The following is a 26274-nucleotide window of genomic DNA, read 5'->3' as shown; positions in this document are numbered from 1 at the left end:
CCTGTGTTTCGCTATAAGGACAAAAGAGGGCCGGCGGATCAAGGCCGGCCCGCGGCGAAGCAGGAGATCGATCGGTGACCCAGTATCTGGCGGACGGCGGCGATAAGAACGCGGTGCCCCTGGTGGCGGTGACGGCCAAAACGCTCGACCCCTGGCTGGCCACCCAACCCGAGGCGCAGGCGGCCTGGATCGAGGCCGCCGGATTCGATGCCGAGCCGGGCAGCCTGCTGGCCGTGCCCGGCGACGACGGGTGCCTGGCGATGACGCTGGTCGGGCTCGACGCCGAGCGGCCGCTGTGGGGCTGGGCCGGCGCCGCGGCCCGCCTGCCCAAGGGCACTTACCGCCTGGCCGGCGATGGGCCGGAAGCGGTAGCTCCCGAAGTCGCGGCGCTGGGCTGGGCGCTCGGTACTTACGAATTCCGCCGCTACAAGCAGAAGGCCGGGCGCGGCTTCGCCACTCTCGAATGGCCGGCCGGATGCGACCGCGGCCGCGTCGCCCGGCTGGCCGGCGCCACCCGGCTGGTGCGCGACCTCATCAATCTGCCGGCCCTCGACCTCGGGCCGGCCGAATTGGCCGAGGCCGCCGCCCAGGTGGCGGCCGGCGGCGGCGCCGATTTCCGCGAAATCATCGGCGACGACCTCCTCACCGCCGGCTATCCGGCCATCCACGCGGTCGGCCAGGGCAGTCCGCGCTTGCCCCGCCTGATCGACATCACGTGGGGGGATGCAGCGGCGCCCAAGGTGACGCTGGTCGGCAAGGGGGTGTGCTTCGATACCGGCGGCCTCGACCTCAAGCCGGCCTCGGGCATGAAATGGATGAAGAAGGACATGGGGGGCGCCGCCCACGTGCTGGGCCTCGCCGCGGCGGTGATGGACGCCGGCCTGCCGGTCCGCCTGCGCGTCCTCGTCCCGGCGGTGGAGAACAGCGTGTCGGGGCAGGCGCTGCGCCCGCACGACGTCATCCGCACCCGCAAGGGGCTGACCGCCGAGGTCGCCAACACCGACGCCGAAGGGCGCCTCGTGCTGGCCGACGCGCTGGCCGAGGCGGCCTCCGAGAAGCCGGCGCTGATCCTCGATTTCGCCACCCTGACCGGGGCCGCCCGGGTGGCCCTCGGCCCCGACCTGCCGGCCCTTTTTTGCAACGACGACGGCCTGGCCGACAGCCTGCTTCGCCAGGCCCGCGACACCGACGATCCGCTGTGGCGGCTGCCGCTCTTCGCGCCGTACCGCCGGCTGATCGACGGCAAAGTGGCCGACCTCTCGAACGCCCCCGACACCCCCTACGCCGGGGCCATCACGGCGGCCCTCTTCCTGGCCGAGTTCGTCGAGCCGTCGATCCCGTGGGCCCACCTCGACCTCATGGCCTGGAACAGCGAAGGGCGGCCCGGGCGGCCAGAGGGCGGCGAGGCGATGGGCCTGCGCGCCGCCTATGGCCTGCTGGCCGAACGGTTCGGCTAGGCCGCATCGCGCCGATTGTTGTTGCCTCCCGGCGGGGGCGCCGCTAAGAATGATACGGTTCCGGAACGAATTGGGGGGAGGCCATGACGTTTCCGCTTTCCGATATGCAGGCCCTCGACCTGTGGCGCCGGGCGGTGCTGGCCGGCGTGCGGCGCGAGGCGCCGGACCTTTCGGCGCGGCAGATGGCGGTGCTGCTGACCGTCTATCTGACGTCGCCGCCGCATACGGTACGCGGGCTGGCCGCCACGCTCAATGTCTCCAAGCCGGCGATCACCCGGGCGCTGGACCGGCTCGGCCAGTTCGAGATGGTGCGTCGCAAGGTCGACGACGTCGACCGCCGCAACGTCCTGGTGCAGCGCACGGTCAAAGGGTCGGTTTTCCTCAGGGAATGGGGCAGCATCGTGTCGGTGGCGGCGACCGAACTCGCCCCTTGAACGGCATCGGCTAGGGCCGCTTCACCAGGGCGTCGACGACGGCGATCAGTTCCTGCTTTTTGAAGGGCTTGGCCAGCACGGCGTCGGCGCCGAACTGCTTGGCCAGTTCGAGGTAGTGGAACTGCCCGACCGGGCCGCCGCCCGAGATGGCGATGACGCGCAGATCGGGCTGCATCTGCTTGGCCTCGGCGATGGTTTCCATGCCCTCCTTGCGGGGCATGACGATGTCGGTGATCATCAGGTCGAAGGCGCAGCTTTGAAGCTGGGCGATGCCTTCGACGCCGTCGGCCGCTTCCTTGACGGTGTGGCCCTCGTCCTCGAGCATCTGGCGGACCGAGAAGCGCACCAAGTCTTCGTCGTCGACGACAAGAATGCTGGCCATGGGCGTTCGCCTTTTCCTCGATGCCGCGGCGTCCTATCAGGACTACAGAAAATAGGAGCCGATGGAAAGGCGCGAGAATCGGAAATCAGGACTCGGTTTCGGACGTCGCCGGTTCCTCGCGCCCCAGTGCCTTGTGGATAAGCTTCACCAGGACCCGGTCATCCAACGGTTTTTCCAGGAAATCCATCGCGCCGGCGCGCTTGGCCTTGAGCGCCATCTGGCGGTCGCTGTGGCCGGTGATGATGATGACCGGAAGGTCGATGGAACGGGCCGCCAGTTCCCGCTGCAATTCGAACCCGGTCATGCCGGGCATGCGGACGTCGACGACCAGGCACCCCGGATGGCCGGGGTCGAAGGCCGCGAGAAATTCGTGGGCCGAGGCGAAGGTACGGATGGCGAAGTCGTCGCCGGCGAGCAGCCATTCCAGCGAGTGGCGAACCGCGTTGTCGTCATCCACGATATAGACGGTAGGCCCTGCTGGTGACACCGGAGGAACCGCTTTCCAAAAGTTTCCCAAAAACCGTCCTGGACGAAATCGTCAGGATGTCGCCCGCCATCACTATGAAACGCACAAGGTAGCCGGGAAACTTGGGAAAAACCATGGCGACATTAGGGATTCCCCTTAGCGGCCTCCAGCAGCGTCGCCATCTTGATGAGATCGGCCAACGAGCCGGCCCGAGTCTTCTCCATGACCTTGGCGCGATGCGCCTCCACCGTCTTCTCGCTCAACCCCAGATGATAGGCGATGCGCTTGTTGGGTTCGCCGGCGACGATCTGTTCCAGGACCTGTCTTTCGCGGGGCGACAGCAGGTCGAAGCGTTCGCGGATCTCGTCGTATTCCAGGCGCACGCGAACCATCGTCTCGTTTTCCTCGATGGCCTTCTGGACAAGATCGAGGAGAGCCTGGTCGTTGAACGGCTTTTCGATGAAGTCGAAGGCGCCGGACTTCATCGCCCGCACGGCCATCTGCACGTCGCTGTGGCCGGTGATGATGATGACCGGCAGCGTGGTCGCGCGCGCCGTCAGTTCCTCCTGCAATTCCAGCCCGCTCATGCCGGGCATGCGGACGTCGACCAGGATGCAGCCGAGCTGGTCGGGCCGGTAGGCGGCAAGGAAGTCGGGGGCGGAGGCAAAAGTCTCGACCTTGAGATCGACCGACGACAAAAGCCAGCGCAACGAGTCTCGCACGGCGGGGTCATCGTCGACGACATAGACGATTGGTTCGGGCATGCCCATGGCGACGGCTTCTTATCCCTAAGAACGATCGCGGCCGGCCCTGGTGCCGCACCTATAGGCTGAGCGAAGGATAAACGCCTGTCCCCGTTTTCGCAAGGTTGGCCGGATTCGGGGCCTACAGCAGCTTGGCGATCCGCTCGGCCATGTCCTTGGCCGAAACGCCGTGAGGGAAATGGGTCAGGAACTTGCCGTCCCGCCCCATCAGGTAGGTGTAGGCGCTGTGGTCCATCGCATATTCCTCGGGATCGTCGGGGTCCTGGGCGGCCTTTGCATAATAGACGCGATAGGCGCGGGCCGCCGCCGCCACCTGCTCGGGGCTGCCGGTCAGCCCGACGATCTGCGGGTGGAAGACCCTGACATACTCTCCCAGGTTTTCCGGGCGGTCGCGCTCGGGATCGACGGTGATGAACAGGACCGCGATGTCGTGTCCCTTGTCGCCCAGCAGGTCGAGGGCCTCGGCGATGGCGGTGAGCGTCGTCGGGCAGACGTCGGGGCAGTAGGTGTAGCCGAAATAGACAAGCAGCGGCTGGCCCCGGAAATCGGCCTCGGTAACGGTGCGGCCGCTCTCGTCGATCAGGGTGAACGGGCCGCCGATGGCGGCGGCGCCGCTTTCCGGCGCGCTGGTGATCAAACCCCAATAGTGCCGGCCGGCCAGCCCGGCGACGGCGATGAGGACGATGACGGCGAGCACGATTCCGATGCGGGCGAGCGGTGTCTTCATCGCGTTCTCGTCTCCCAAGGGTGCAATCGTTCGATCACGCGACGGCCCGCCAGGCCATGAACGCCAACAGCGCCGCGTTGAGCGTCATCAAGGCCGGCGTCGCCCGCACCATCAGGGGCTGCCAGCGGCGCCCGATCACGTGCCCGGCGAAGCCGACCACCAGCAGGGCCGGCACCGTGCCCAGCGCGAAGGCGCCCATGACGATGGCCCCGCCCAGGGCGGTACCGCTTGCCGCCGCCGCCGTCAACGCCCCGTACAGCAGCCCGCACGGCAGGAATCCCAGGGCCACCCCCAGCCCATAGCCGCGTACTCCGACCGGGCGCTCGAACAGCGGCCTGACCCGCCGGCCCAGGTGGCGCGACCACCACCCTTCGCCGCCGGTCGAGGATCCCGGCAGCCGCGAAGCCAGCCGGCGGATGCCATAACCCAGAAACAGTGCGGCGGCCAGGGCCAACAGAACGGCCGACAGCCACTTGAGGCCGGCCGCCGTCATCAGGCTGCCGGCCACGGCGGCGGCCAGCGCGCCCAATCCGACGTAAGTGGTCAGCCGTCCCAGATGGTAGGGCACCAGCGCCGCCCCGGCAAGCCGGTGGAACTGGCGCATGTCGGCGACCGGCAGCGCCTCCAGGCGGGCCACCGACTGGGCCAGCACGAAGGGGCCGCACATGGCGATGCAATGGCTGGCGCCGCCGGCCAGGCCGGCGATGAACAGGCTGCCCAAGAGCGTCCCCTGGTCCTCGATGACGGCGCGGCAATGGCCGAGGCCGGCACCCAGGAATTCCACGAACGGGGCGAAAGCATCCATTTCCCCCTCCTATTTCTCCGGCCCGGACTTCTTCGCCGGGGACGGCGGATCGTCATCGTCGAAAAGGATACGGCTGGCCGCCCCGTCCAGATCGTCGAACTGGCCGGACCGCTGGGCCCACAGGAAGGCCACCAGGGCCAGCAGCCCGAACGCCAGCGAAACCGGAATCAGGATCAGCAGCGTGCTCACAAGGCACTCCCGCGGTTGAGCCGCAAGGCGTTGGCGATCACCGCCACCGACGAGGCCGACATCGCCACGGCGGCCACCAGCGGGGTCACCCAGCCGGCCACCGCCAGTGGCACCGTCAACACATTATAGCCGAAGGCCAGCGCGAAGTTTTGGTAAACGACGCGCTGCGACCGTCTCGCCATGCCAAGGATCTCGGCAACCGGTCCCAGGCGGTCGCCCTGGAAGACGGCGTCGGCGGCGGTTTGGGCGACGTCGGCGGCGGAAGCCGGCGACAGCGAAACATGGGCCGAGGCCAGGGCCGGGGCGTCGTTGAGCCCGTCTCCCACCATCAGCACGGTGGACCCCGCCGCCGCCAGCTCGGCCAGCCGCGCCGTCTTTTCGGCCGGCGTGCAGGCGGCCCGCCAGGCCGTGACGCCGACGGCAGCGGCGACGGCGGCCACCGCCGCCGGCCGGTCGCCGGAGAGGATTTCCAAAGCGTAGCCCTTTTCCCGCAGGGCGGCGGCGACCTGGCCCGCGTCGGCGCGCGGGCGGTCGGCGAAGGCGAAGCGGACGGGGGCGGCGCCGGGGCGGGCCAGCCACATCTCGGGCCGGCCGTCCTCGGGCGCCGAGGCGTCGCCGCACCAGTCGCGGCCGCCGAGGCGCACTTCGCCGGCGGGGGTCGTCAGGGCCAGGCCCCGCCCGGCCTCTTCGCGCACGCCCGGCGCCGCCGCCACGGCCGGTGCTGTGGCGGTAAGCGCGCGGGCCAGCGGATGGCGGCTCGCCGCCGCCAGCGAGGCGGCAAGGCCGACGTCCCCGGGCGCGATGGCCGCGAGGTCGACCGGCGCCATCCGTCCCTCGGTCAGGGTGCCGGTCTTGTCGAAGACGACGGTATCGACGGCGGCCAGGCGCTCCAGCGCGGTGCCGGACTTGACCAGGATGCCCCGGCGCAGCAGCCGTCCCGACGTGATGACCTGCACCACCGGCACCGCCAGGCCGAGGGCGCACGGGCAGGTGACGATAAGCACGGCGATGGCGGTGATCAGGGCGTCCCGCCACGGAACGCCGCCCACCGTCAGCCAGCCCAGGAAGGTGAGGGCGGCCAGCGTATGGACGGTCGGTGCGTACCAGCGGGCGACGCGGTCGGCCAGCGTCACGTAGCGGGCCCGGCCCTGTTCGGCGACCTCGACCAGGCGAACGATCTCGGCCAGCAGGGTGCCCTCGCCGACGGCGCTGACCTCCAGGACCAGCGGCGCCGTCAGGTTCAGCGTGCCGGCGAACACCGGGCTGCCCGGCGCCACCGCCGCCGGCAGGCTCTCGCCGTTGATCAGGCTGGCGTCGACGTCGCCGGAACCCTCGACGACGCGGCCGTCGATGGCGATGCGCTCGCCGGCGGCGACGAAGACCCGCGCCCCCGGTGCCACCAGGGCCGGCGATACCACCCGCTGGGTGCCCGAGGCCTCGATGATGGTGACGGCGGTGGCGGAAAGCGCCAGCAGGTGCTCGGCGGCCGAGCGCGCCTTGCCGCGGGCCCGCTGGTCGAGGTAGCGGCCGATCAGCAGGAAGAACAGCAGCGTCACCGCCGAATCGAAGTAGGCGTGCTCGCGCCCGCCGAGGGTGTCGGCGAGGCTCATGCCGGCGGCCAGCACGACGGCCAGCGAGATGGGCACGTCCATGTTGGTGCGGCCGGACCTCAGCGCGGCCACGGCGGAGCGGAAGAAGGGCAGCCCCGCGTAGGCGATGGCGGGCAGGGCGACGAGCGCCGACAGCCAATGCAGGAGATCGCGGGTGGCCGGCCCCATGCCCTGAAAGTGGCCGGCCCACACCGACACCGACAGCAGCATGACGTTGCCGGCGGCAAAGCCGGCCACCGCCAGGGCGCGCAGCAGTTCACGCTCGCGCAGGCGGCTTTCGGCGTCGAGCAGATGGGGGGCGAACGGCATCAGCCGGTAGCCCAGCCGGCCGACCGGCGCGATCAGGGAATCCGCCGTCTCCGCCCCGCCCCGCCAGATGAGCACGAGGCGCCGCGTCGTCATGTTGACGCGCGCCGAGATCACCCCCGGCTGGGCGGCCAGCACCGATTCGATCAGCCACACGCAGGCGGCGCAATGCAGGCCTTCGACCATCAGGTGAAGGATGCAGGTTCCGTCTTCGTCCACATGGGCGTGGCGGGCGTAGTCGACCGGCGGGCCGGCGGCGTCGGGGCGCAGCGGACGGGCCGCCGGATCGAGGGTGCGCCGCTCGTAATAGCGCGCGAGGCCGAGCCCGGAAACCAGGTGGTAGGCGGCCTCGCAGCCGGCGCAGCAGAAACCGGCCGGCGCGCCGGAGCCGCCTGCGATCTCCAGTCCGCAATGCCGGCAGGCGGTCATCGGGCGGCCGGGACGGGACCGCTCATGGCAGGCTCACCCGGCGGCTCTCCTGGAAGACGGTGTCGCCCCGATAGGCGTGGATGCGCACCTCCCACTGGCCGGGCAGGGGGAAGACGGCGGGGGCGCCGTAGCGGCCATGGCCGGCGGAGGCGAGCGTCACCTCCCGATCGTATCCCTCGGCGATCGGCCGGCGGATGACGGCCCGTACCTCGAGATCGGTCAGCGGGGTGCCGTCGCGATCGGCAAAGGTGGCCGACAGCGTGCCCGTGCGGGTGTCGCCGGTGCCGGCGATGCCGTCGAGCGCGAAGGCGAATCGCCAACCGCGCTCGGCCTGGGCCTGGGCGGCCGCCAGGTCGCGGTTGTAGGCCAGGCCCTTTTCGTAATGGCCTACGGTTTCCAGGCCGGTCCAGCTCTCCAGGGCGAAGGCGACCAGGGCGCCATTGACCAGCACCACCACGCCCATGGCGGCAACGAAGATCCAGGGATACCACCAGCCGTCGGCGCGGGCCCTGGCCATCACGGAACTCCCGCCGCCGTCGACGACGCGGCTCCCGGCCCCGAAAAGGCGACCTCGTGGTTGTGCGTCTGCCCGGTGATCTGGTCCTTCAGCCGGAAGACCATGCCGGTGGAGCGGCCGTGCAGCCGGTCGGGCTCGACGCGCACCAGCACCCGGAAGGTGCCGATGTCGTCGCCCGCCACCGGCAGATCGACCGCCTCGACCCAGTCGGCGGCGACGCCGACCACCTTCAGGCGGGCGCCCGCGACGCCGGCAAGTTCCAGCCTGAAGGTCTTGGGCTGGCGCTCCATGTTGAGGATCTTGTAGGTGAAGCCGTTGCTGACGGCGCCGTCCGACAGGCGCACGAACAACGGCGCGCGGTCGTGCAGGACGCTGACGTCGACGCGGGCGCGGGTGGTCAGGGCCGCCGCCATCACCGCCGCCACCGCCAAGAGGACGGCGACATAGGCGAGCGTGCGCGGCCGCACCAGCCGCAGGTGCCGCGGCAAACCGGCGGCGCGGGCCGCCTGGTTGGCGATGGAGTCATAGGTGATCAGGCCGCGCGGCAACCCAAAGCGGTCCATCACCCCCCGACAGGCGTCGACGCACAGCGCGCAGCCGATGCAGGCCAACTGCTGGCCCTTGCGGATGTCGACGCCGGTGGGGCACACCTGATGGCACAGCCCGCAGTCGACGCAATGGCCGCGGCCCGCGAAGGTGTCGCCCAGCCGGGCCCGGCCGCGCGGCTCGCCGCGCCACGCCTCGTAGGTGACGATCAGCGAGTGCTCGTCGAACATGGCGCTTTGGAAGCGCGGCCACGGGCACATGTAGATGCACACCTGCTCGCGCGCCCAGCCGGCCAGCAGGTAGGTGGTGGCGGTGAACAGGCCGATGAAGAAATAGACGGTCATCGACGCCTCGCCGGCGAAGATACGGGGCGTCACCGTGAAGGCGTCTTCGAAGTAAAGGATCCAGGCGCCGCCGGTGGCCACCGAAATGACCAGCCAGACCCCGTGCTTCAGCGCTTTCCTGGCCGCCTTCGCCACCGACAGGGGGGCGGCGTCGAGGCGCATGCGGGCCGCACGGTCGCCCTCGATCAGCCGTTCGGCCCACAGGAACAGGTCGGTCCACACCGTCTGCGGACAGGCGAAGCCGCACCACACGCGGCCGGCCAGCGCGGTGACGAAGAAAAGGCCGATGGCGCCCAGGATCAAGAGGCCGGTCAGGTAATAGATTTCCTGCGGCCAGATCTCGATGGCGAATAAGTAGGCGCGCCTGGCCGGCATGTCGATGAGCAGCGCCTGGTCGGGGGCGCCGGGACCGCGATCCCAGCGCAGCCACGGGCCCAGGTAGTAGAGGCCGAGCAGCACGCCCAGCACCGCCCACTTGAGGCGGCGGAACGGACCCTTGACGCTGCGCGAATAGACCCACTCGTGGGCAGCGTAGAGCGGCGATGCCGTGGACGCCGCTTTCGCCGTCTTGTCCCGCGAGGGAAGGATTGCGGTTTCGGTCATGCGAACATCTTCCGCCGCCGGGCGGCCTTACTGGCCGCCGCCCAGCGAATGGACGTAAATGGACACCTGCTTGATCGACACGTCGTTGAGCCGGCCGCCCCAGGCCGGCATCACCCCGTGGCGGGGGGCCGTCACCTGGGCGACGACGGCGGCTTTGCCGCCGCCGTAAAGCCAGATGCCGTCGGTCAGGTTGGGGGCGCCCAGTTCGGCCATTCCCTTGCCGTCCTCGGCGTGGCAGGCGGCGCAGTTGTCGGCGAACAGCGTGGCGCCCTCCTCGGGCGCCTTTCCGGTGCCCGACAGCGACAGCACGTAGTCGGCCACCGTGGCGATCTCCTTGGGCGTCAGGGTGTTATCGGCGCCGAAACGCGGCATCTCGGAGACGCGGGTATCCCCGTCCGCCGAGCGGATGCCGTGCTGAACCGTCGCGTAGATGGTCTCGATGGCACCGCCCCACAGCCAGTCGTCGTCGGCCAGCACCGGATAGCTGAGGGCGCCTGACCCCGACGCGCCGTGGCAGGGCTGGCAGTTGTCGGCGAAGATGGCCTTGCCGCCGGCCATGGCGAAGTCGAGAAGCTCGCGGTCAGCGACGATCTCCTCCACCGGGGTGTTGGCGAACTTTTCCGCCCAGGCGGCGCGGCCGGCCGTTACCTGATCCATGGTTTCGGCGATCTCGGCCCGCGACGAATAGCCCAGCATGCCCTTGGTGAAGCCACCGAGGGAGGGCCACGCCGGATAGAGCACGAAATAGCCGAAGGCCCACACGATGGTCGCATAGAAGGTGTAAAGCCACCACTTCGGCAGGGGGGTGTTCAACTCCTTGATGCCGTCCCATTCGTGGCCGGTCGTTTCGGTACCGGTCAGGACGTCCGTTTCCCGATCCGCCATGGCTCAGCCTCCATTCCTTCCATCCCTGAAGGGAATCTCCGCGTCTTCCTCGAAGCGCCGCTTGTTTCGGGGCCGCAGGGCCCAGAACACGATGGCGCCGAACAGGATCACCAGCCACACCAGCCACCATGGCCGGACGGCGTCCCAGAGCGCGACGATGTCCATGCCGTCCCTCCTAACGCCGCCCGTACTCGGGCTTGAAGGTGGTGAAGTCGACCAGCGTGCCCAGCATCTGCAGATAGGCGACCACGGCGTCCATCTCGGTGACGCGGGCGGGATTGCCGTCGAAGTCGCCCAACGCCGCCTTGGCGTAACGCTCCTGCAGCCCCTCGACGTCGCCGGCGGCGGCGCCGGCCTGGGCCGCCAGGTCGGCCTTGGCGTTGGCGATCTGCTCGTCGGCATAGGGCACGCCGACGACACGAAGCGTCTTCATGTGATCGGCGATGTCGCCGGCATGCAGTTCGTTCCTGGCCAGGAAGGCATAGCCCGGCATTACCGATTCCGGCACCAGGCTGCGCGGCGCCGCCAGGTGCTGGACGTGCCATTCGTTGGAATACTTACCGCCGACGCGGGCGAGGTCTGGCCCGGTGCGCTTGGAGCCCCACTGGAAGGGGTGGTCGTACATGCTTTCGGCGGCCAGGCTGTAGTGGCCATAGCGTTCCACCTCGTCGCGGAAGGGGCGGATCTGCTGGCTGTGGCACAGATAGCATCCCTCGCGGACGTAGATGTTGCGCCCGGCCAGTTCCAGCGGCGAATAGGGACGCATGCCGTCGACCTTCTCGATGGTCACCTCCATGGTATAGAGGGGGACCAGCTGCACCAGACCGCCGATCGACACCGTGATCAGGATGGCGATGGCCAGGATGACGACGTTGCGCTCGAACATCTTGTGATTCATGGCCCTCTCCCTCACTCGGCGGCGGCCGGGGCGACGCCCGGGGCGCCGGGCAGTTCGCCGAAGGCGGCCTCATTGCGAAGCCGGCCCTGGGCGGTGCGCCACAGGTTGTAGACCATGATCAGCGAGCCCAGCAGGAACAGGATGCCGCCGAAGGCGCGGATCACGTAGTAGGGGTGCATGGCGTCGACCGTTTCGAGGAACGAATACTGCAGGAAACCCAGGTGGTCGTAGGAGCGCCACATCAGCCCCTGCATGATGCCCGAGATCCACATCGCCGAGATGTAGACGACGATGCCGATGGTGCAGATCCAGAAGTGGTAGGAGACCAACTGCAAACTGTAGAGCCGCGGGCGGTTCCACAGGCGCGGCGTCAGAAAGTAAAGGGCGCCAAAGCTGACGAAGGCGACCCAGCCCAGCGCCCCGGAATGGACGTGGCCGATGGTCCAGTCGGTGTAGTGGCTCAAGGAATTGACCGCCTTGATCGACATCAGCGGCCCCTCGAAGGTGCTCATGCCGTAAAAGCCGACCGACACCACCAGGAAGCGCAGCACCGGATCGGTGCGCAGTTTGTGCCAGGCGCCCGACAACGTCATGATGCCGTTGATCATGCCGCCCCAGGAGGGCATCCACAGCATCACCGAGAAGGTCATGCCCAGCGTCTGCGCCCAGTCGGGCAGCGACGTGTAGTGCAGATGATGCGGCCCGGCCCAGATGTAGAGGAAGATCAGCGCCCAGAAATGGATGATGGAAAGGCGGTAGGAATAGACCGGGCGTTCCGCCTGCTTGGGGATGAAGTAGTACATCAGGCCGAGGAAGCCGGCGGTCAGGAAAAAGCCGACCGCGTTGTGGCCGTACCACCACTGGGTCATGGCGTCCTGAACGCCGGCCCAGACGATGTAGCTCTTGGCCCCGGTCCACGACACCGGCACCGCCAGGTTGTTGACGATGTGCAGCATGGCGATGGTCAGGATGAAGGCCAGGAAGAACCAGTTGGAGACGTAGATGTGCGGCTCGCGGCGCTTGAACAGCGTGCCGGCGAAGGCCACCAGGTAAGCCACCCAGACGATGGTCAGCCACAGGTCGACGTACCATTCGGGCTCGGCGTATTCCTTGCTCTGGGTGATGCCCAGCACATAGCCGGAAGCGGCCAGCACGATGAACATCTGGTAGCCCCAGAACACGAAATTGGCGAGGTCGCGGCCGCCGAACAGGCCGGCCCGGCAGGTGCGCTGCACCGAATAGAACGAGGTGCCGATCAGCACGTTGCCGCCGAAGGCGAAGATGACCGCCGAGGTGTGGACCGGCCGCAGGCGCCCGAAAGTGAACCATTCGAGCGGCGGGTTGAGGACGGGATAGGCCAGCTGAAGGGCGATGATCACTCCCATCAGCAGGCCGACGATCGCCCAGAAGGTGGCGGCGATCACGAATTTGCGGATGACGTCCTCTTCATAGGACACGACGTCGGCCTGGACGGCAACGCCCGCGGTCGCTGGACTCATCTCCCGATTCCCTTCGCTCCAGAAGGCCCCACACACACCGGCGGCGCCCTTTCCGAGGACGGAAAGACCCAAGGGATATCGGCTTTAGAGTCCGTAGAGGGTGCAGACGTTCCCGGTACGGTTCTCCGGTCCCTTGATGCCCGACCGGTTAGTTTGTTAATTCCAGTTCTTAGCAGACAAAATAGAGCCGTTCAAACGAAATTAACCGCATTGAAAATGCGGGTACCCTCCGGCCGCGCCAAGGGGGCGGTCCGGTCGGCATCGCTCAAGGCAATCGACGATGGCACGCAGCCGGGCCGGCGGATGGTCCCTCCAGGCCCAGGAAACCGCGTGAATCGGGGTGGGGGAATTTCCATCTTCAGGGTTCGGGTTTCAATCGGCCGCAACGGGAGTTCGATCATGGAATACAGACGCCTGGGCGCTTCGGGCCTGAAGGTGCCGGCCCTGAGTTTCGGGGCCGGCACCTTCGCCGGCCGGGGGCCGCTGTTCGCCGCCTGGGGCAACACCGACGCAACAGAGGCGCGCCGGCTGGTGGACATCTGCCTGGAGGCCGGCGTCACGCTCTTCGACACCGCCGACGTCTATTCCGACGGCGCCTCGGAAGAGGTGCTGGGCGCGGCCGTCAAGGGCCGCCGCGACCGGGTGATCCTCTCCACCAAGACGACCCTGCCGACCGGCGACGGGCCGAACGATGCCGGCTCGTCCCGCGCCCGCCTGATCAAGGCCTGCGAGGCGGCGCTGCGCCGGCTGGGAACCGACTACATCGACCTCTTGCAGCTTCACGCCTTCGACGCCGGCACGCCGATCGAGGAGGTGCTCTCGACGCTCGATACCCTGGTGCGCGCCGGCAAGGTCCGCTACGTCGGGGTATCCAATTTTTCGGGCTGGCAGTTGATGAAGTCGCTGGCGGTCGCCGAGAGGTACGGCTATCCGCGCTATGTGGCGCATCAGGCCTACTATTCGCTGATCGGCCGCGACTACGAGTGGGAACTGATGCCGCTCGGCCTCGACCAGGGGGTCGGCGCCCTGGTGTGGAGCCCGCTCGGCTGGGGCCGCCTGACCGGCAAGGTCCGCCGCGGCCAGCCGCTTCCCGAGACCAGTCGCCTGCATCAAACCGCGGACTTCGGCCCGCCGGTCGACGACGACCGTCTCTTCGGCGTTGTCGAAGCGATCGACGAAATCGCCAGGGAGACGGGCAAAACGGTGCCGCAGATCGCCCTCAACTGGCTGCTGCGTCGGCCCACCGTCGCCTCCGTCATCGTCGGGGCCCGCAACGAGGAGCAGTTGCGCCAGAACCTCGGCGCCGTGGGCTGGTCGCTGACGCCCGAGCAGGTGGCGCGGCTCGATGCCGCCAGCGAAGTGACGGCGCCCTATCCCTACTCCCCCTACCGGCGCCAGGAAGGCTTCGCACGGCTGAACCCGCCGCCGGTGTGACCGGCGCGGCGGCAGTGCGGCTTATGGCATGAGGATGGATTGGATCAAGAAAATTGGCGTCCCCGGCGAGATTCGAACTCACGACCTACGGATTAGGAATCCGTTGCTCTATCCTACTGAGCTACGGGGACGCTGCGGGGATTTTATAACACACCTGCGGGGGGGCGCGTCACCCCCGTCGCGGACCGGCTTGCCGGGCTTTACTTGCCCAGAAGGGTGGCGAACGGCACCGAGTAGTAGAGGGTGACCGACTCGGTGCCGGGGTTGCTGTCGCCGAGGCTGGCGTTGGAATAGTGCGATACCGCCAGGCCCAGCCGCGAGCGGTCGTCGAAGCGGTAGGCGAATTCCACCTGCGAGCGGAATTCCAGCGGGTAGTCGAGGTCGAGCTTGTCGTTGCCGCCGAAGTAGAAGTGCGGCGCGAAGCTGGGGGTGACCACGAAGCGCCGGCCGAAGTAGATGTCCATCAAAAGGCCGACCCCGACGAAACCGTGGCCGCCGGTCGCCCCGGCCGCGGCGACGAAGGGTTTGAGTTGCCAGAGCTTGTAGTCGGAACGGTATTCGAGGCGAAACTCGGCGCCCTCGTCCTTTTGGCGGTTGAAATCGAAATAGCCGGCGCCGAAGGACAGGAAATCCGGATCGTCGGCCGCCTGAACAACCGTCGGGGTCCCCAACCATCCCCAGCCGGCCACCACGGCCGCCGCAACGATTCCCCTCAGCACCTTGAAGCCCCCCAACAGCGCCCTTGTTTGCCCAGCATCTTACGGAAAGGGCCGGGCGTTGCAAGCCTATCCGCGCGAAATATCCGTCTTGCCTGGGTCAGGCAACGCGCTTCATGCGCTCGGTGGCGGCCACCAGGGCGGCGCGGATGCCCGGCTCGAAGGCCGAATGGCCGGCGTCGGGTACCACCACCAGTTCGCTGCCCGGCCAGGCGCGGTGCAGGGCCTCGGCGGTGGCGATGGGGCAGACCACGTCGTAGCGGCCTTGGACGATGATGCCGGGCAGATGCCGGATCGCCGCCAGGTTTTCGAGAAGGGGCGAGGCGGCGAGGAACAGACGGTGGCGGAAATAGTGCGCGCTGAGGCGGGCCAGCGACAGCGCTGCCGCCCCGCTCAGCGCCAGCGGGACGCCGCCGGCCGGCGCCGGCAGCAGGGTCGAGCACGCCGTCTCGTAGGCCGCCCAGGCCAGGGCCGCCGGCTGGTGGCGGTCGGGATCGGGGTCGGTCAGCCGCGCGTGGTAGGCCCCCAGCAGGTCGCCCCGTTCGGCCGCCGGCAGAAACTCGGCGAAGGCCCGCCCGGCCTCGGGGAAGAACCGGCCCATGCCGTGAAGGAACCACTCGACTTCCTCGTCGCGCCCGAGGAAGACGCCACGCAGTACGAAGCCGGCGCAGCGTTCCGGGTGGCGGATGCCATAGGCCAGCGCCAGGGTGGCGCCCCAGGAACCCCCGAACACCAGCCAGCGCTCGATGCCCAGGTGGCGGCGCAGGGCCTCCATGTCGTCGACCAGATGCCAGGTGGTGTTGGCCTCGATGCCGGCGGCGGGCGTCGAGCGCCCGGCGCCGCGCTGGTCGAAAAGGACGATGCGGTAGTGGCCGGGGTCGAAGAACTGCCGATGCACCGGTGCCGACCCGGCACCGGTGCCGCCATGCAGGAAAATCGCCGGCATGCCGTCGGGGCGCCCCGATTGTTCCCAGTAAAGTCGGTGCCCGCCGTCGCGGTCCAGGAATCCGCAGGCGGCGACCGGGGCGGTCGGGAACGGCCGGTGGCCGCTCAGGTGTCGCTCTCCGCGAGGCCGTCGACCAGGGGCGATGGCCGCCAGTCCTGCATCAGCCGCCGGAAATCGGCGGTCGGGGCCGGCCGGCTGTAGTAATAGCCCTGGGCATAGTCGCAGCCACGCTGGCGCAAAAAGCCCATTTGCGCGCCGGTTTCCACCCCTTCGGCCACCACCTCCAGCTTGAGACTGCGGCCCATGGTGATGATGGCCTCGACCAGGGTGGCGTTGTCCGAATCGGTGGCGACGTCCTTTACGAACGACTTGTCGATCTTGAGCACGCTGACCGGAAAGCGCCGGAGATAGCTCAATGACGAATAGCCGGTGCCGAAATCGTCGACCGACAGGCTGATGCCGAGGTCGTCCAGCCGGCGCAGGCTGTCGACCACCTCGGGAATGTCGGCCATCAGCAGGTTTTCGGTGATTTCCAATTCGAGGCCGGTGGGCGGCATGCCGGTCTCCTCGAGGATGCCGACCACGGTATCGAAGAGCGAAAGGCCCCGGAACTGGCGGCTGGAGACGTTGACCGATATGCGCTCCGGGCACAGCCCCTCGCGGCGCCACACCATGGCCTGCCGGCAGGCGGTGCGCAGCACCCATTCGCCGATCGGCGTGATCAGGCCGATCTCCTCGGCGAGCGGGATGAATTCATCGGGGCTGACCTGGCCCAGTTCGGGGTTGCACCATCTCAGCAGGGCCTCGGCGCGCACGATCCGCCCCGTCGCCAGGTCGATCAGGGGCTGGTAGTGCAGGTCGAACTCGTTGCGCTCCAGCGCGTGGCGGATCTGATGCTCCATGCGCGCCCGCGCCAGCGCCCGCTCGTTCAGTTCCGGGGTGAAGAAGCGGAAGTTGTTGCGGCCCATTTCCTTGGCCCGGTACATGGCGGTATCGGCGTTGCGCATCAGCTCGTCGGGGAAGCCGCCGTCGTCGGGCCAGATGGTGATGCCGATGCTGGGGGTCAGGAAAATCTCGCGGCCGCCCAGGTGGAACGGCTGGCCGAAGGATTCCAGGATCTTCTGGGCCACCGGTTCGACGTCGATTCCCACCTGAAGGTCGGGGACGATGACCGTGAATTCGTCGCCGCCCAGCCGGGCCACGGTGTCGGCGGCGCGCAGGCAGTGGCGGATGCGGGCCCCCGCCTCCTTAAGGATGTGGTCTCCGGTGTGGTGGCCCAGGGTGTCGTTGACGTACTTGAAACGGTCGAGGTCGATGAACAGCAGGCCGACCTTGTGGTTCTGGCGCAGCCCGCGGGCCAGCGCCTGCTCCAGCCGGTCCAGCGCGAGGACGCGGTTGGGCAGTCCGGTCACCTCGTCGAAGTTGGCCTGCTGGATGAGGCGCTTTTCGTATTCCTTGCGGAGGCTGATGTCCTCTTTGACGGCGAGGAAGTGGGTGATGGCGCCGTTCTGCGTCTTGATCGGCGAAATGGATACCGACTCCCAGTACAGATCGCCGTTCTTCTTGCGGTTCATCATCTCGCCCCGCCATTCCTGGCCGGCGGTGATGGTTTGCCACAGCGCGTCGTAGACGTCCTCGGGCGTTTTGCCCGATTTCAGGATACGGGGGTTTTTGCCGCTGACGTCTTCCAGCGCATATCCGGACACCTCGACGAACTTCGGGTTGACGTATTCGATGGCCCCCGTCGTGTCGGTGATGATGACCGACGCCGGGCTTTGCTCCACCGCCTGGGACAGCTTGCGCAGGTTCTCCACCGTGCGGCGGTGTTCGGTGACGTCGATGATCGTCGACTGGACCGCCGGCTTCCCTTTCCAGGTGACGACCCTGACCTGGGCTTCCACCAGAATCCGCGTGCCATCCCGCCGGCAGCCCTGGAATTCATAGCGGGCGGGAGAGGGGCGTCCCTGCATCTGGTCCAGGCGATAGCGAACGAAGCGCTGCCTGTCGTCGAGGTGACAGAGGGGGTCGAGCAGCGGCAGGCGCAGGATTTCCTCGGGCGTGTCGTAGCCGAAGATGGTGGCGTAGGCCTGGTTGGCGAAGATCGGTTTGCCGGCCCGATGGATGACGATGCCGAGCAGCGAGCCCTCGATCAGGTTGCGGAAGCGCTCCTCGCTTTCGTGCAACTCCTTCTGGGCCCGCGCCCGCCTGGTGATGTTGATGGCGACGCCGATGACGCCGGTGACGGCGGTGTCGTTGCGCACCGGCGAAAAGGCGCATTCGAAGGAGCGGTCGTCGATCTGGAGGGGGGAAACCACCGCCTCACCGGCCAGGGCACGGCGGATGTCGGCCACGAGGCCGGGATAGCCGGCATAGATGTCGAAGGCGCTTTTGCCGATGACCTGCTCGGACTTGAGGCCCAGCGCCTCCGGCTCCTTGCCCTCGCAGAGGGTGAACACGCCGGCGGCGTCCAGCGAGAAGAGGACGACCGGAAGGTTGCCGATGACGGCCAGCAGGCGTTGCTCGCTGTCGCGCAGCGCCATTTCCGCGCGGCGACGCGGCGTGATGTCGCGCGCCGTGCCCCGCACGCCGGTGAAAACGCCGGTTTCCGTCGAATAGACCGGCAGGCCGCTGACCAGGAAGTATTTGCGGTTGCCGTCGCGGTCGGCCATCTCGAAGGCGACGTCGCGGAACGGCGTCTGCCAGTTTATCCCGATCGGCGTGCCGTCCTCGGCCATGAACGTGCCAAGGTCGGACAGCCGGCGGCCCATCAGTTCCAGTGAATGGAAGCCCAGCACCTCGAAAATGCGGAACGACAGATAGGTGAGCTTGAGCGTGTCGTCGGTTTCCCACACCCAGTCCGACACCAGGCGCGTGATGTCGTCCAGCCGCCGCAGCGCGTCGCCCGGCGCCATGGTGGGGCGATCGCCGGAAAAGGCGGCTTCCGCCGACGGCTCGCGGGCATCCCTTTTGAGGCCGTCGTCGTTACGCATGGGAGGAAATCTCGAGTTCGCGGATGGCGGCCAGATAGCCCGTATTGCGCTGCCACAGCCGCAGCACCTTGCGGGCGGCGTCCCCGCTCATCTGGTCGTAGAGGCCGAGGGTCCGGCGCAGGTCGCGCTGCGCCGTGGAGCGCAGGTTCGGACGCGCCTTGCGCGACAGCGAGAAGATGGACGTGAAGATGACCTTTTCCAGGCCGACTGCCCGGCAGGCGATGGCCAGCCCCTCGCCGCCGGGCTCGAAGAGCATGCGCATGACCAGCTTTTCCTTGAGGTCCGTCATTTTGCGAAAGACCGATACGAACAAAGCGACCTCGCCTTCCTCAAGGATGGAAACCAGCAGCTTGGGCGTGACCTCCTGGCTGGCCAGCAGGGCTTCGGCCAGCTCGGCGCGCTTTTCGGGTTTGCGGATATCCGCCTCGGCGGACTGAAGCTCTTCGAAGACCGCCTTTTCGAGGAGGTCGTCGACGGTATCGGCGTCGATGTCGAATTTCTGAAGGATGACCTGGCGCAGGGCGGCGGAAACCCAAAGGAACATGCGTTTGGCAAGCTCCGGTCCCAGTTCGCGCCGCCCGAGGACAGGTTCGCGGAAGGTGTCGATCCGTCGGGACTGCTCGACCAGGGCTTCCATCGTCGCCTTCGAGACGCGGGCGTTCGGGTTCTTCAGCAGCGTGCAGATGACCCCTTCGTTGCCGTGCTCGACCAGGGCGTCGGAGACCACCTCGCTGACGTCCTGGCGGATGGCGATCGCCAGCTGGTGTTCCAGCGTCCGGTTGCGGATCACCTCGACGAGGTCGTTGTCCCTGAGCACCGGGCTCTTGATGAGGACCGGGTAGGCCACCTCGATGGTGTCGTTGGCGATCAGGTTGACTAGCTCTTCCGGTGCGTCCGGCGTGGTGGCGATGTACTCGCCGACCTTCTTGCGGACCGACATCTCGACATCGCGGATGATGCGATGGAGGATGTCGAACATGAGGGAACGTTCCCGGGGGGTCAGTACCTTGGATTCCGACGAAAAAAAATCGGTCACCGTCGCTGCCAGCGTGGTTCTGCCTTCCACCGATTTTTGCCGGGCGAGGCGATAGAGATCCTGGATATCCAGGTCGTTCTTTCCGGCCATTCGTCAGACGCTTTTTGTTCTTGAAGAAACCCCGGCCGGATAGTAGCGCAATTCGGCCGTCCGCCCAAACGGTTCCTGGCGGAGGCCGTGGGACGGGGCTCTTCGGCCAGCGGGGCGCGCCCGCGACCTAGGCTTCCAGCGTCTCGGCGGGGTCGCCCGCCGCATCGAAGCAGACGGCATGAAGCGGGCCGCCGCGGCCGCAGCCGCCGTCCACCGAGGCCGTCGTCTCGCCGATGACGACGCCGCGGTGGCGCGAATCGAAGCCACGCACCACGCGGCGGAAGTTGTTGAAGGGCGCGGTGATGGCATCGAAGGAGGTGGCGCCCCACCAGAAGCTGTCGAACTGCTGGGAAAGGGGCCGCGAGACGTCGACGCCGGCGTTGACGAAAAGCAGCGTCTGGTCCTCGGTGTAGGCGGCGCGGCGCAGCGCGCTCATCAGGGCGTTATGGCCGTCTGCCACCCGCATGGCGGCGCGCAGGCGGCTGGTCCATTCGGTCAGCGCCACGGCACCCTTCGAGGCCGCGAACAGGCCCTCGGCCGCCGTCGAGCCGTAGGCCGCGATGGTCGATTCGATGCCGTGGTCCAGCATCCATTTCAGGACCTGCTTCGGATTGACCGCGAACTGGATCTGCAGAAGCCGGTGCCACATCTCTTCCTGGCTGCCGCGCAGGAAGACGATGTCGGCGCAATTGGCGCCGGGACGCGCCAGCAGGGCGCGCCGAAACAGCAGGACGTGCTGAATGGTTTCGAAAACGCGGGGGCCGCGCCCGACCAGGTTGCCGAGGTAGATCAGGCTGTCGCCGACTCGGATGCGTTCCTGCAACTGGGAATGCAGGGCCTGCAGCCGGTTCACCTCGCCGTGGACCGAGCCGACGGCCCACGTCCGGCGACCCGCGGGGAAGGTCGCGAAAACGTCCTGTTCCGGCATCCGAGGCGCCTTTTTTCCTTATACCAAAAGCGCTCCGGATCGAAATCACGCGGAGCGCCCGGCCCTTATTCTGGATCTTCAGGAAAGCAGGTTCAAGGCGCCTAAGCCGCCATCAGCAGTTCTTCCAGTCTTTCCGCCGCCTTTTCGCGATCGATTTTTTCGACGGCCGCCAGTTCGCAGGCCAGCCGGTCCAGCGCGGCCTCGTAGATCTGGCGTTCGCTGAAGGACTGATCGGGCTGGTCCACCTTGCGGTGCAGGTCGCGGACCACCTCGGCGATCGAGATGGGATCGCCCGAATTGATCTTCGCCTCGTATTCCTGGGCGCGCCGGCTCCACATGGCGCGCTTGACCCGCGCCCGCCCCTTCAGTCGCGTCAGGGCGTCCTTCATGACCTTCTGGGTGCTCAGCTTGCGCAATCCCGACGTGGCCGCCTTGGCCAACGGAACCCGAAGGGTCATGCGGTCGCGCGGAAAGGAAATCACCACCAGATCCAGGCGGTGGCCCGCGATCTCCTGCGGCTCGACCCCTTCGACACGTCCGACGCCGTGCGTCGGATAGACGACCATGTCGCCAGCCTTAAAGTCCATCTTCTCGATCATTCGGATTCTCGTATTCTGCCCATACAGCAAAAGCCACCTACGGTGCGCTCGCGTGTCAACGCGCCTTACGCTCACGGCCTGAATAAGACCGATGCGTCCTCCCACTTGCGATTTGCCACCGGAAGCCGTCCTTCGAGGGCCCGCTCGACGAGCCCCACAGTCAAACCGGCCCCGCAAGGGCCAGTTCATGACCACCTTTATAACACAAAATTGTCAAAAAACCTAGCCCCGTGACGGGATACTGGGGCGTCGGATCGCTCCGGGGGGTCGAATTACGACCCTTTTCCGGGCTCTTCGCTCAAATATTGCAGCTTGCCGGGCTTGTCCTTCCACTCCTCGGAATCCGGCAGAGGGTTGCCCTTGCGGGTGATGTTCGGCCATGCCTTTTCCTGGGTGAAGACGCGGTTGCGCTCCAGCCAATCCTCGACCCCCGGCTCGGTGTCGGGGACGATGGCCTCGGCTGGGCATTCCGGCTCGCAGACGCCACAATCGATGCATTCGTCCGGATTGATTGCCAGGAAGTTCTCCCCCTCGTAGAAGCAGTCGACGGGGCAGACTTCGACACAATCCATGAACTTGCACTTAATGCAATTTTCGGTAACGACGTAGGCCATGGGTATCCCGCTGAAATCCAAAAAATAGGTGTTGAAACTACGTAACCCGAATTAGTTAGGCGAAGCGGGCCTTAAGTCAAGCCGCGCGAGCACCCGCTGGCGCGCCTCGCCGCTTTCCTTGTCGGGGACGAACAGCAGGCCGGCCACGCGCCGCACCAGCCCCGATTCGTAGGAATCGACCTCGCCGTCGGCGCAGGCCACCTCCCACAGCATTTCGATGACGCGGACCCGTTCCTCCGGCTGCAGACGGTCCTTGAGGGTGCGGGTGAAGCCGTAAAGCTGGGCCGATTCGGCGACCGCCGACGAGGCCCGGCCGATCAGCGTCTCGACCTCGTCGGGCGCCAGCCCGAACCGCGATTCGAGAACGGCCGCGATGGTCCGTCGTTCGCTGTCGTCGAAATCGTCATCCAGCGACGCCGCCTCCACCAGCAGGGCCGCCGCCGCCAGGTGAAGGGGATCGTCGGGGCCGTCGTCGTCAACGGTTTCGCCCAGCAGCCAGGCCTTCAGTCTACGAATCATGGTAAATGCCTTTCGTTCGGCGCGGGAAATTGTGCGTTCATCGCGACTCCGCGGCGATGGCGGCAAGCCGCTGGCGGTATGTCTGGCGGGCGAGGGCAAAGCCAACCAGCGAGAACCGGCGTTCGGTCTCTTTCAACTCGCCCTGCCGGATGAAGCGGATGGAAACGGCTTGTCCGGCCACCATTTCGTCGACAATGGTGCGCGCCTCGGCGCCGCGCCACACCGCTTCGCCGGTGCGCGTCAGGGCCGCCTGGTGGCGGGCGCCACCGTCGGCCTTCAGCAAGGCGGGGCGCCCGGTCTCGACGGCTCCCCGGATGCGAAGCACGACCGCAGTTTCACCGTCGGGCGCATCGACGATGTCGACCGTGACGTCGGCCCCGGCGGCCGTTCCGGTCGCGCTGGGGTCGGGGGCGCCCAGCCGGCAATCCTTGCGGCCGGTCGGCTCGTCCAGCGCGCAGATGACCGTCCAGTCGCCGAAGGCGTGGTAGTAGAACACGTAGCCGGGCTCGGCGCCGGCGGTCGTGCAGCCCGTCGTCAGGGCGAGCGCCGCGCCCCCGGCCATCACCAGCCGGCGGAGGGTGCGGCTCGGGCGCCGCCCGTTCATGGCTCGCCCTTCAGGCGGTCGATGGCGCGCCGCTCCGACTTGGTTGGCCGGCCGCTTCCGGGATCGCGCCATGCAAACAGCGCGCCGTCTTCGACCGCCCGGGAGCGGGCCACCGGCGGCTCCAGGTCGTCGTAAAGCGCGCGGGCCTCGGGCGCCGGGCCGCGGCGCGTTCCCAGGGCGAGCACCCGCACGACGCGGATGTCGTGGCCTTGCGGAAAGGTCAGCACGTCGCCGGTCCTCACCATCTGGTGGGCCTTGCCGATGGGCTCGCCATTGACCCGCAGGCGGCCGCCGCCGCACACCTTGGCGGCCAGCGTCCGGCTCTTGAAGAAGCGGGCAAACCACAGCCATTTGTCGATGCGCAGGGTGGGTTCGGTCATCGCGGCTGGACCAGGTTGCGCAGGCCGGCAAACGGCGAGTCGTCGGTCTTGGCGCGGCGGCGGCCGGCGGTCCGCGAGCCGGCATCGGTGGGGGGCTTCCTTTTGCGGGTGGGGGCTGCGAACCGATCCTGGCCATCCTGCTGCCGGCGGCGGAATCCCAGGGAGTCGAGGATGCCGGCCATGTCCTCGGCGCTGCAGCCGGCCAGGGCCAGCATGTCGGGGCCGGGCTGGAAGGGGCCGTCGGCCAGCCGCTTCCAGGCCTCCTCCGCCACCCGCTCCAGCATGTCGATGCGTACCGCCAGGCCGCCGGCCGGCCAGTAGCCGATGGCGCGGTAGAAGGCGGCCGGCGCCGCGGCTTCCAGCGGTACCGAGACGCGGCCCGGCGGCACCACGATCGGCGGCGCGTCGAGGCCGGCATGAACGGTCCACAGCACGGCCCGCAATTCGACGGCGGCCGGCCGCAGTAGGGCGGGCAGGAAGACGCCGACGCGGCCCAGACGGAACCCTAAGCGTCGCAGCGACCGCCGGCTGGCGGCGTCAAGCGCCTGGATCTGCGGCTCGAGGTCCAGGCGGGGCGCCGAGCCCAGCGTCTCGCTCACCTGAAAGACCAGGCCGCGGGCGGGACCCGGCAGATCGGCCCGGCGGACCTTCATCAGGGCGCCCAAACCGGCCTCGATGCGGCCGTCCAGCCAGGTCTTCAGGCGGACCCGGATGCGCTCGCGCTGGGCGGTTTCCAGCAGGTCGCTGGCCAACGGCTCGACGGCCGGGGCCAGGATGCCGGCGCCGGCCGTGAGCTGGGCCACCGGGTCGCCCTGCCACAGGATGCGGGCGGTGGCCGGATCGAGCGCGAAGGCGGCGTCGGCTTCGCCCTCGACGCGGGCGACCCGGCTGTCGGTTTCGCCGCGCAGGGCCCTGAGCGCCGCGCTGGTGACGGCGCGCCGGGCATTGGGATCGGTCTCCTCGGCGTCGGCGGCGAAGCGGAAGCCGGCCAGGCGGCCGACGAACTGGCCCTCGACCACGACCTCGCCCTTGCGGGTCACCGCGGCCGTCATCTCGGCGCTGTCCTTCATGCGCCGCACCAGCACGGCGGTTCGCCTGTCGACGAAGCGCCGGGTCAGGCGCTCGTGGAGAGCGTCCGACAGCCGGTCCTCGACGGCGCGCGTGCGCTCCTGCCAGCCGGCAGGATCGTCCAGCCATTGGGCCTGGAACGACACGTAGGTCCAGGTGCGGACGTTGGCGATGCGCTGGGCCAGGGTGTCGATGTCGCCGTCGGTGCGGTCCACCCGCTCGACCTGGGCGGCGATCCAGTCTTCCGGCAGCCGACCGTCCTTGGTCATCAGGTAGGTGTAGATGCGCCCCAGCAACCGGGTGTGGGCGTCGCTCAGCACCTTGCCGAAATCAGGCACCTGGCAGACGTGCCACAGCAGGGAGACGGCGGCGGGCGACGTGGCCAGGGCGGCGATGACGGGATCCTTGGCCAGGGTCTCCAGGGCCATCTCGTCGTCGGCGGTGCGGGCCCGCACCAGGCCGGCTTCGGTGGATGGTTGGCTCAGGCTGGCCCTGAGCGCCGCCAGCGACGTGAAACGCAGGCGGGCGTTGCGCCAGTACAGCGCGCGCAGCATCTCGAAGTCGTGGTTCTCGATGCGGGCAACCAGTTCGGGGTCGAAGGGGGCGACGTCAGTGGTGGTGCCGAAGGTGCCGTTGTTCATGTGGCGGCCGGCCCGTCCGGCGATCTGGGCCATCTCGGCCGGCGTCAGGGCGCGTGGCACCCGGCCGTCGAACTTGCGGGTCTGAGCGAAGGCGACATGGTCGACGTCCATGTTGAGCCCCATGCCGATGGCGTCGGTGGCCACCAGGTAGTCGACCTCGCCGGCCTGGTACATGGCGACCTGGGCGTTGCGGGTGCGGGGGGAAAGCGCCCCCAGCACAACCGCCGCGCCGCCGCGGTGCCGACGCACCAGTTCGGCGATGGCGTAGACGTCGGCGGCCGAGAAGGCGACGATGGCCGAACGGGCCGGCAGGCGGGTGATCTTCTGGCTGCCGATGTAGCGCAGCGTCGAGAAGCGCGGCCGCGTCATGAATTCCGTTCCCGGGACCAGCCGACGGATCATCGGCTTGATGGTCTCGGCCCCCATGAACATGGTTTCCGAACCGCCGCGGGCGGAAAGCAGGCGTTCCGTGAAGATGTGGCCGCGGTCGGGGTCGGCGCACATCTGGATCTCGTCGACGCCCAGGAACGACACGCTGCGCTCCAGCGGCATCGATTCGACGGTGCACAGGAAATAGCGGGCGTGGGGCGGGACGATCTTTTCCTCGCCGGTGATCAGCGCCACCTGGCCGGCGCCGCGGATGCGCACCGCCCGGTCGTAGTTCTCGCGCGCCAGCAGGCGCAACGGAAAGCCGATCATGCCCGAATCGTGCCCGAGCATCCGCTCCATGGCGAGGTGCGTCTTGCCGGTGTTGGTAGGGCCGAGAACGGCGACGACGCGGGGCTTGGCCGACGAGATCTGCATAGGGGGAAGATCGCGGCTTTGGCGGGCGATTGCAACTGCCGCCC

27 protein-coding genes and 1 tRNA gene are annotated in these 26274 nt (G+C 68.1%); 3 read left to right on the top strand and 25 right to left on the bottom strand.

The window, feature by feature from the left end:
- Window positions 1-74 precede the first annotated feature (74 nt).
- Window positions 75-1457: a leucyl aminopeptidase family protein gene (locus ODR01_RS01335; protein WP_394356795.1), complete on the top strand. Its 1383-nt coding sequence runs from the start codon at window positions 75-77 to the stop codon at window positions 1455-1457.
- An 83-nt stretch (window positions 1458-1540) separates the two neighbouring features.
- Window positions 1541-1891, top strand: coding sequence for a MarR family transcriptional regulator (locus ODR01_RS01330; protein ID WP_316975789.1), 351 nt, complete (start codon window positions 1541-1543; stop codon window positions 1889-1891).
- A 10-nt stretch (window positions 1892-1901) separates the two neighbouring features.
- Here ODR01_RS01330 and ODR01_RS01325 read toward each other — a convergent pair whose 3' ends face one another.
- The 13 genes from ODR01_RS01325 to ccoN form a co-directional block, all read right to left on the bottom strand.
- A complete protein-coding gene (locus ODR01_RS01325) occupies window positions 1902-2273 on the bottom strand; it encodes a response regulator (protein ID WP_316975788.1) in 372 nt (123 codons plus the stop codon).
- 85 nt (window positions 2274-2358) lie between these two features.
- Complete coding sequence (locus tag ODR01_RS01320; protein ID WP_316975787.1) at window positions 2359-2760, bottom strand: response regulator transcription factor; 402 nt, start codon at window positions 2758-2760, stop codon at window positions 2359-2361.
- Between the two features lie 122 nt (window positions 2761-2882).
- Window positions 2883-3503 carry a response regulator transcription factor gene (locus ODR01_RS01315; RefSeq protein ID WP_316975786.1) on the bottom strand — a complete coding sequence of 207 codons (621 nt, stop codon included), beginning with the start codon at window positions 3501-3503 and terminating at the stop codon, window positions 2883-2885.
- 121 nt (window positions 3504-3624) lie between these two features.
- Window positions 3625-4230, bottom strand: coding sequence for an SCO family protein (locus ODR01_RS01310; protein ID WP_316975785.1), 606 nt, complete (start codon window positions 4228-4230; stop codon window positions 3625-3627).
- A gap of 34 nt (window positions 4231-4264) precedes the next feature.
- Entirely contained in the window at window positions 4265-5035 is a 771-nt protein-coding gene (locus ODR01_RS01305; RefSeq protein ID WP_316975784.1) for a sulfite exporter TauE/SafE family protein, read from the bottom strand.
- Window positions 5036-5044: 9 nt separating this feature from the next.
- Window positions 5045-5224 (bottom strand): cbb3-type cytochrome oxidase assembly protein CcoS, encoded by a 180-nt coding sequence (ccoS, locus tag ODR01_RS01300; RefSeq protein ID WP_316975783.1) that lies wholly within the window; start codon window positions 5222-5224, stop codon window positions 5045-5047.
- Complete coding sequence (locus ODR01_RS01295; RefSeq protein WP_316975782.1) at window positions 5221-7569, bottom strand: heavy metal translocating P-type ATPase; 2349 nt, start codon at window positions 7567-7569, stop codon at window positions 5221-5223. The genes ccoS and ODR01_RS01295 overlap by 4 nt, the downstream gene beginning before the upstream one ends.
- Before the next feature lie 22 nt (window positions 7570-7591).
- Complete coding sequence (locus tag ODR01_RS01290; protein WP_316975781.1) at window positions 7592-8086, bottom strand: FixH family protein; 495 nt, start codon at window positions 8084-8086, stop codon at window positions 7592-7594.
- Window positions 8086-9579, bottom strand: coding sequence for a cytochrome c oxidase accessory protein CcoG (ccoG, locus tag ODR01_RS01285; protein ID WP_316975780.1), 1494 nt, complete (start codon window positions 9577-9579; stop codon window positions 8086-8088). The genes ODR01_RS01290 and ccoG overlap by 1 nt, the downstream gene beginning before the upstream one ends.
- 27 nt (window positions 9580-9606) lie before the next feature.
- The gene (gene ccoP, locus ODR01_RS01280) at window positions 9607-10464 is read right to left on the bottom strand and encodes a cytochrome-c oxidase, cbb3-type subunit III (RefSeq protein WP_316975779.1); all 858 of its coding nucleotides are present in this window, start codon (window positions 10462-10464) and stop codon (window positions 9607-9609) included.
- A gap of 3 nt (window positions 10465-10467) precedes the next feature.
- On the bottom strand, window positions 10468-10629 hold the full coding sequence (locus ODR01_RS01275; protein ID WP_316975778.1) for a cbb3-type cytochrome oxidase subunit 3: 162 nt from the start codon (window positions 10627-10629) through the stop codon (window positions 10468-10470).
- 10 nt (window positions 10630-10639) lie between these two features.
- Window positions 10640-11362, bottom strand: coding sequence for a cytochrome-c oxidase, cbb3-type subunit II (gene ccoO, locus ODR01_RS01270; protein WP_316975777.1), 723 nt, complete (start codon window positions 11360-11362; stop codon window positions 10640-10642).
- A gap of 11 nt (window positions 11363-11373) precedes the next feature.
- Window positions 11374-12861 carry a cytochrome-c oxidase, cbb3-type subunit I gene (gene ccoN, locus ODR01_RS01265; protein WP_316975776.1) on the bottom strand — a complete coding sequence of 496 codons (1488 nt, stop codon included), beginning with the start codon at window positions 12859-12861 and terminating at the stop codon, window positions 11374-11376.
- A 399-nt stretch (window positions 12862-13260) separates the two neighbouring features.
- Between ccoN and ODR01_RS01260 the strand changes: the two genes are divergently transcribed.
- Window positions 13261-14295 carry an aldo/keto reductase gene (locus tag ODR01_RS01260; protein ID WP_316975775.1) on the top strand — a complete coding sequence of 345 codons (1035 nt, stop codon included), beginning with the start codon at window positions 13261-13263 and terminating at the stop codon, window positions 14293-14295.
- Between the two features lie 54 nt (window positions 14296-14349).
- On the opposite strand, the gene ODR01_RS01255 is transcribed toward ODR01_RS01260, so the two are convergent.
- The 12 genes from ODR01_RS01255 to ODR01_RS01200 form a co-directional block, all read right to left on the bottom strand.
- Window positions 14350-14426: transfer RNA gene (locus ODR01_RS01255), tRNA-Arg, on the bottom strand.
- A gap of 69 nt (window positions 14427-14495) precedes the next feature.
- On the bottom strand, window positions 14496-15014 hold the full coding sequence (locus ODR01_RS01250; RefSeq protein ID WP_316975774.1) for an acyloxyacyl hydrolase: 519 nt from the start codon (window positions 15012-15014) through the stop codon (window positions 14496-14498).
- A 97-nt stretch (window positions 15015-15111) separates the two neighbouring features.
- A complete protein-coding gene (gene pip, locus ODR01_RS01245) occupies window positions 15112-16065 on the bottom strand; it encodes a prolyl aminopeptidase (protein ID WP_394356802.1) in 954 nt (317 codons plus the stop codon).
- Window positions 16062-18947, bottom strand: coding sequence for an EAL domain-containing protein (locus ODR01_RS01240; protein WP_316975773.1), 2886 nt, complete (start codon window positions 18945-18947; stop codon window positions 16062-16064). The genes pip and ODR01_RS01240 overlap by 4 nt, the downstream gene beginning before the upstream one ends.
- Window positions 18940-20073 carry a DUF2336 domain-containing protein gene (locus ODR01_RS01235; RefSeq protein WP_316975772.1) on the bottom strand — a complete coding sequence of 378 codons (1134 nt, stop codon included), beginning with the start codon at window positions 20071-20073 and terminating at the stop codon, window positions 18940-18942. Before ODR01_RS01235 ends, ODR01_RS01240 begins: the two co-directional genes overlap by 8 nt.
- 127 nt (window positions 20074-20200) lie before the next feature.
- Window positions 20201-21001: a metallophosphoesterase family protein gene (locus ODR01_RS01230; RefSeq protein ID WP_316975771.1), complete on the bottom strand. Its 801-nt coding sequence runs from the start codon at window positions 20999-21001 to the stop codon at window positions 20201-20203.
- Between the two features lie 101 nt (window positions 21002-21102).
- Complete coding sequence (locus ODR01_RS01225) at window positions 21103-21600, bottom strand: CarD family transcriptional regulator (protein ID WP_316975770.1); 498 nt, start codon at window positions 21598-21600, stop codon at window positions 21103-21105.
- A gap of 272 nt (window positions 21601-21872) precedes the next feature.
- Window positions 21873-22214, bottom strand: coding sequence for a ferredoxin FdxA (fdxA, locus tag ODR01_RS01220; RefSeq protein WP_316975769.1), 342 nt, complete (start codon window positions 22212-22214; stop codon window positions 21873-21875).
- Between the two features lie 51 nt (window positions 22215-22265).
- Entirely contained in the window at window positions 22266-22733 is a 468-nt protein-coding gene (locus ODR01_RS01215; RefSeq protein WP_316975768.1) for a tellurite resistance TerB family protein, read from the bottom strand.
- Window positions 22734-22770: 37 nt separating this feature from the next.
- Complete coding sequence (locus ODR01_RS01210) at window positions 22771-23337, bottom strand: hypothetical protein (RefSeq protein ID WP_316975767.1); 567 nt, start codon at window positions 23335-23337, stop codon at window positions 22771-22773.
- Window positions 23334-23717 carry an RNA-binding S4 domain-containing protein gene (locus ODR01_RS01205; protein ID WP_316975766.1) on the bottom strand — a complete coding sequence of 128 codons (384 nt, stop codon included), beginning with the start codon at window positions 23715-23717 and terminating at the stop codon, window positions 23334-23336. Before ODR01_RS01205 ends, ODR01_RS01210 begins: the two co-directional genes overlap by 4 nt.
- Entirely contained in the window at window positions 23714-26230 is a 2517-nt protein-coding gene (locus ODR01_RS01200; RefSeq protein WP_316975765.1) for a helicase-related protein, read from the bottom strand. Before ODR01_RS01200 ends, ODR01_RS01205 begins: the two co-directional genes overlap by 4 nt.
- Window positions 26231-26274: the final 44 nt, after the last annotated feature.

The sequence above is a fragment of the Shumkonia mesophila genome (assembly GCF_026163695.1).
GTDB lineage: Bacteria > Pseudomonadota > Alphaproteobacteria > Rhodospirillales > Shumkoniaceae > Shumkonia > Shumkonia mesophila.
Note: the sequence above shows the minus strand (reverse complement) of the source record. Positions and strands in the feature narration are given on the sequence as shown.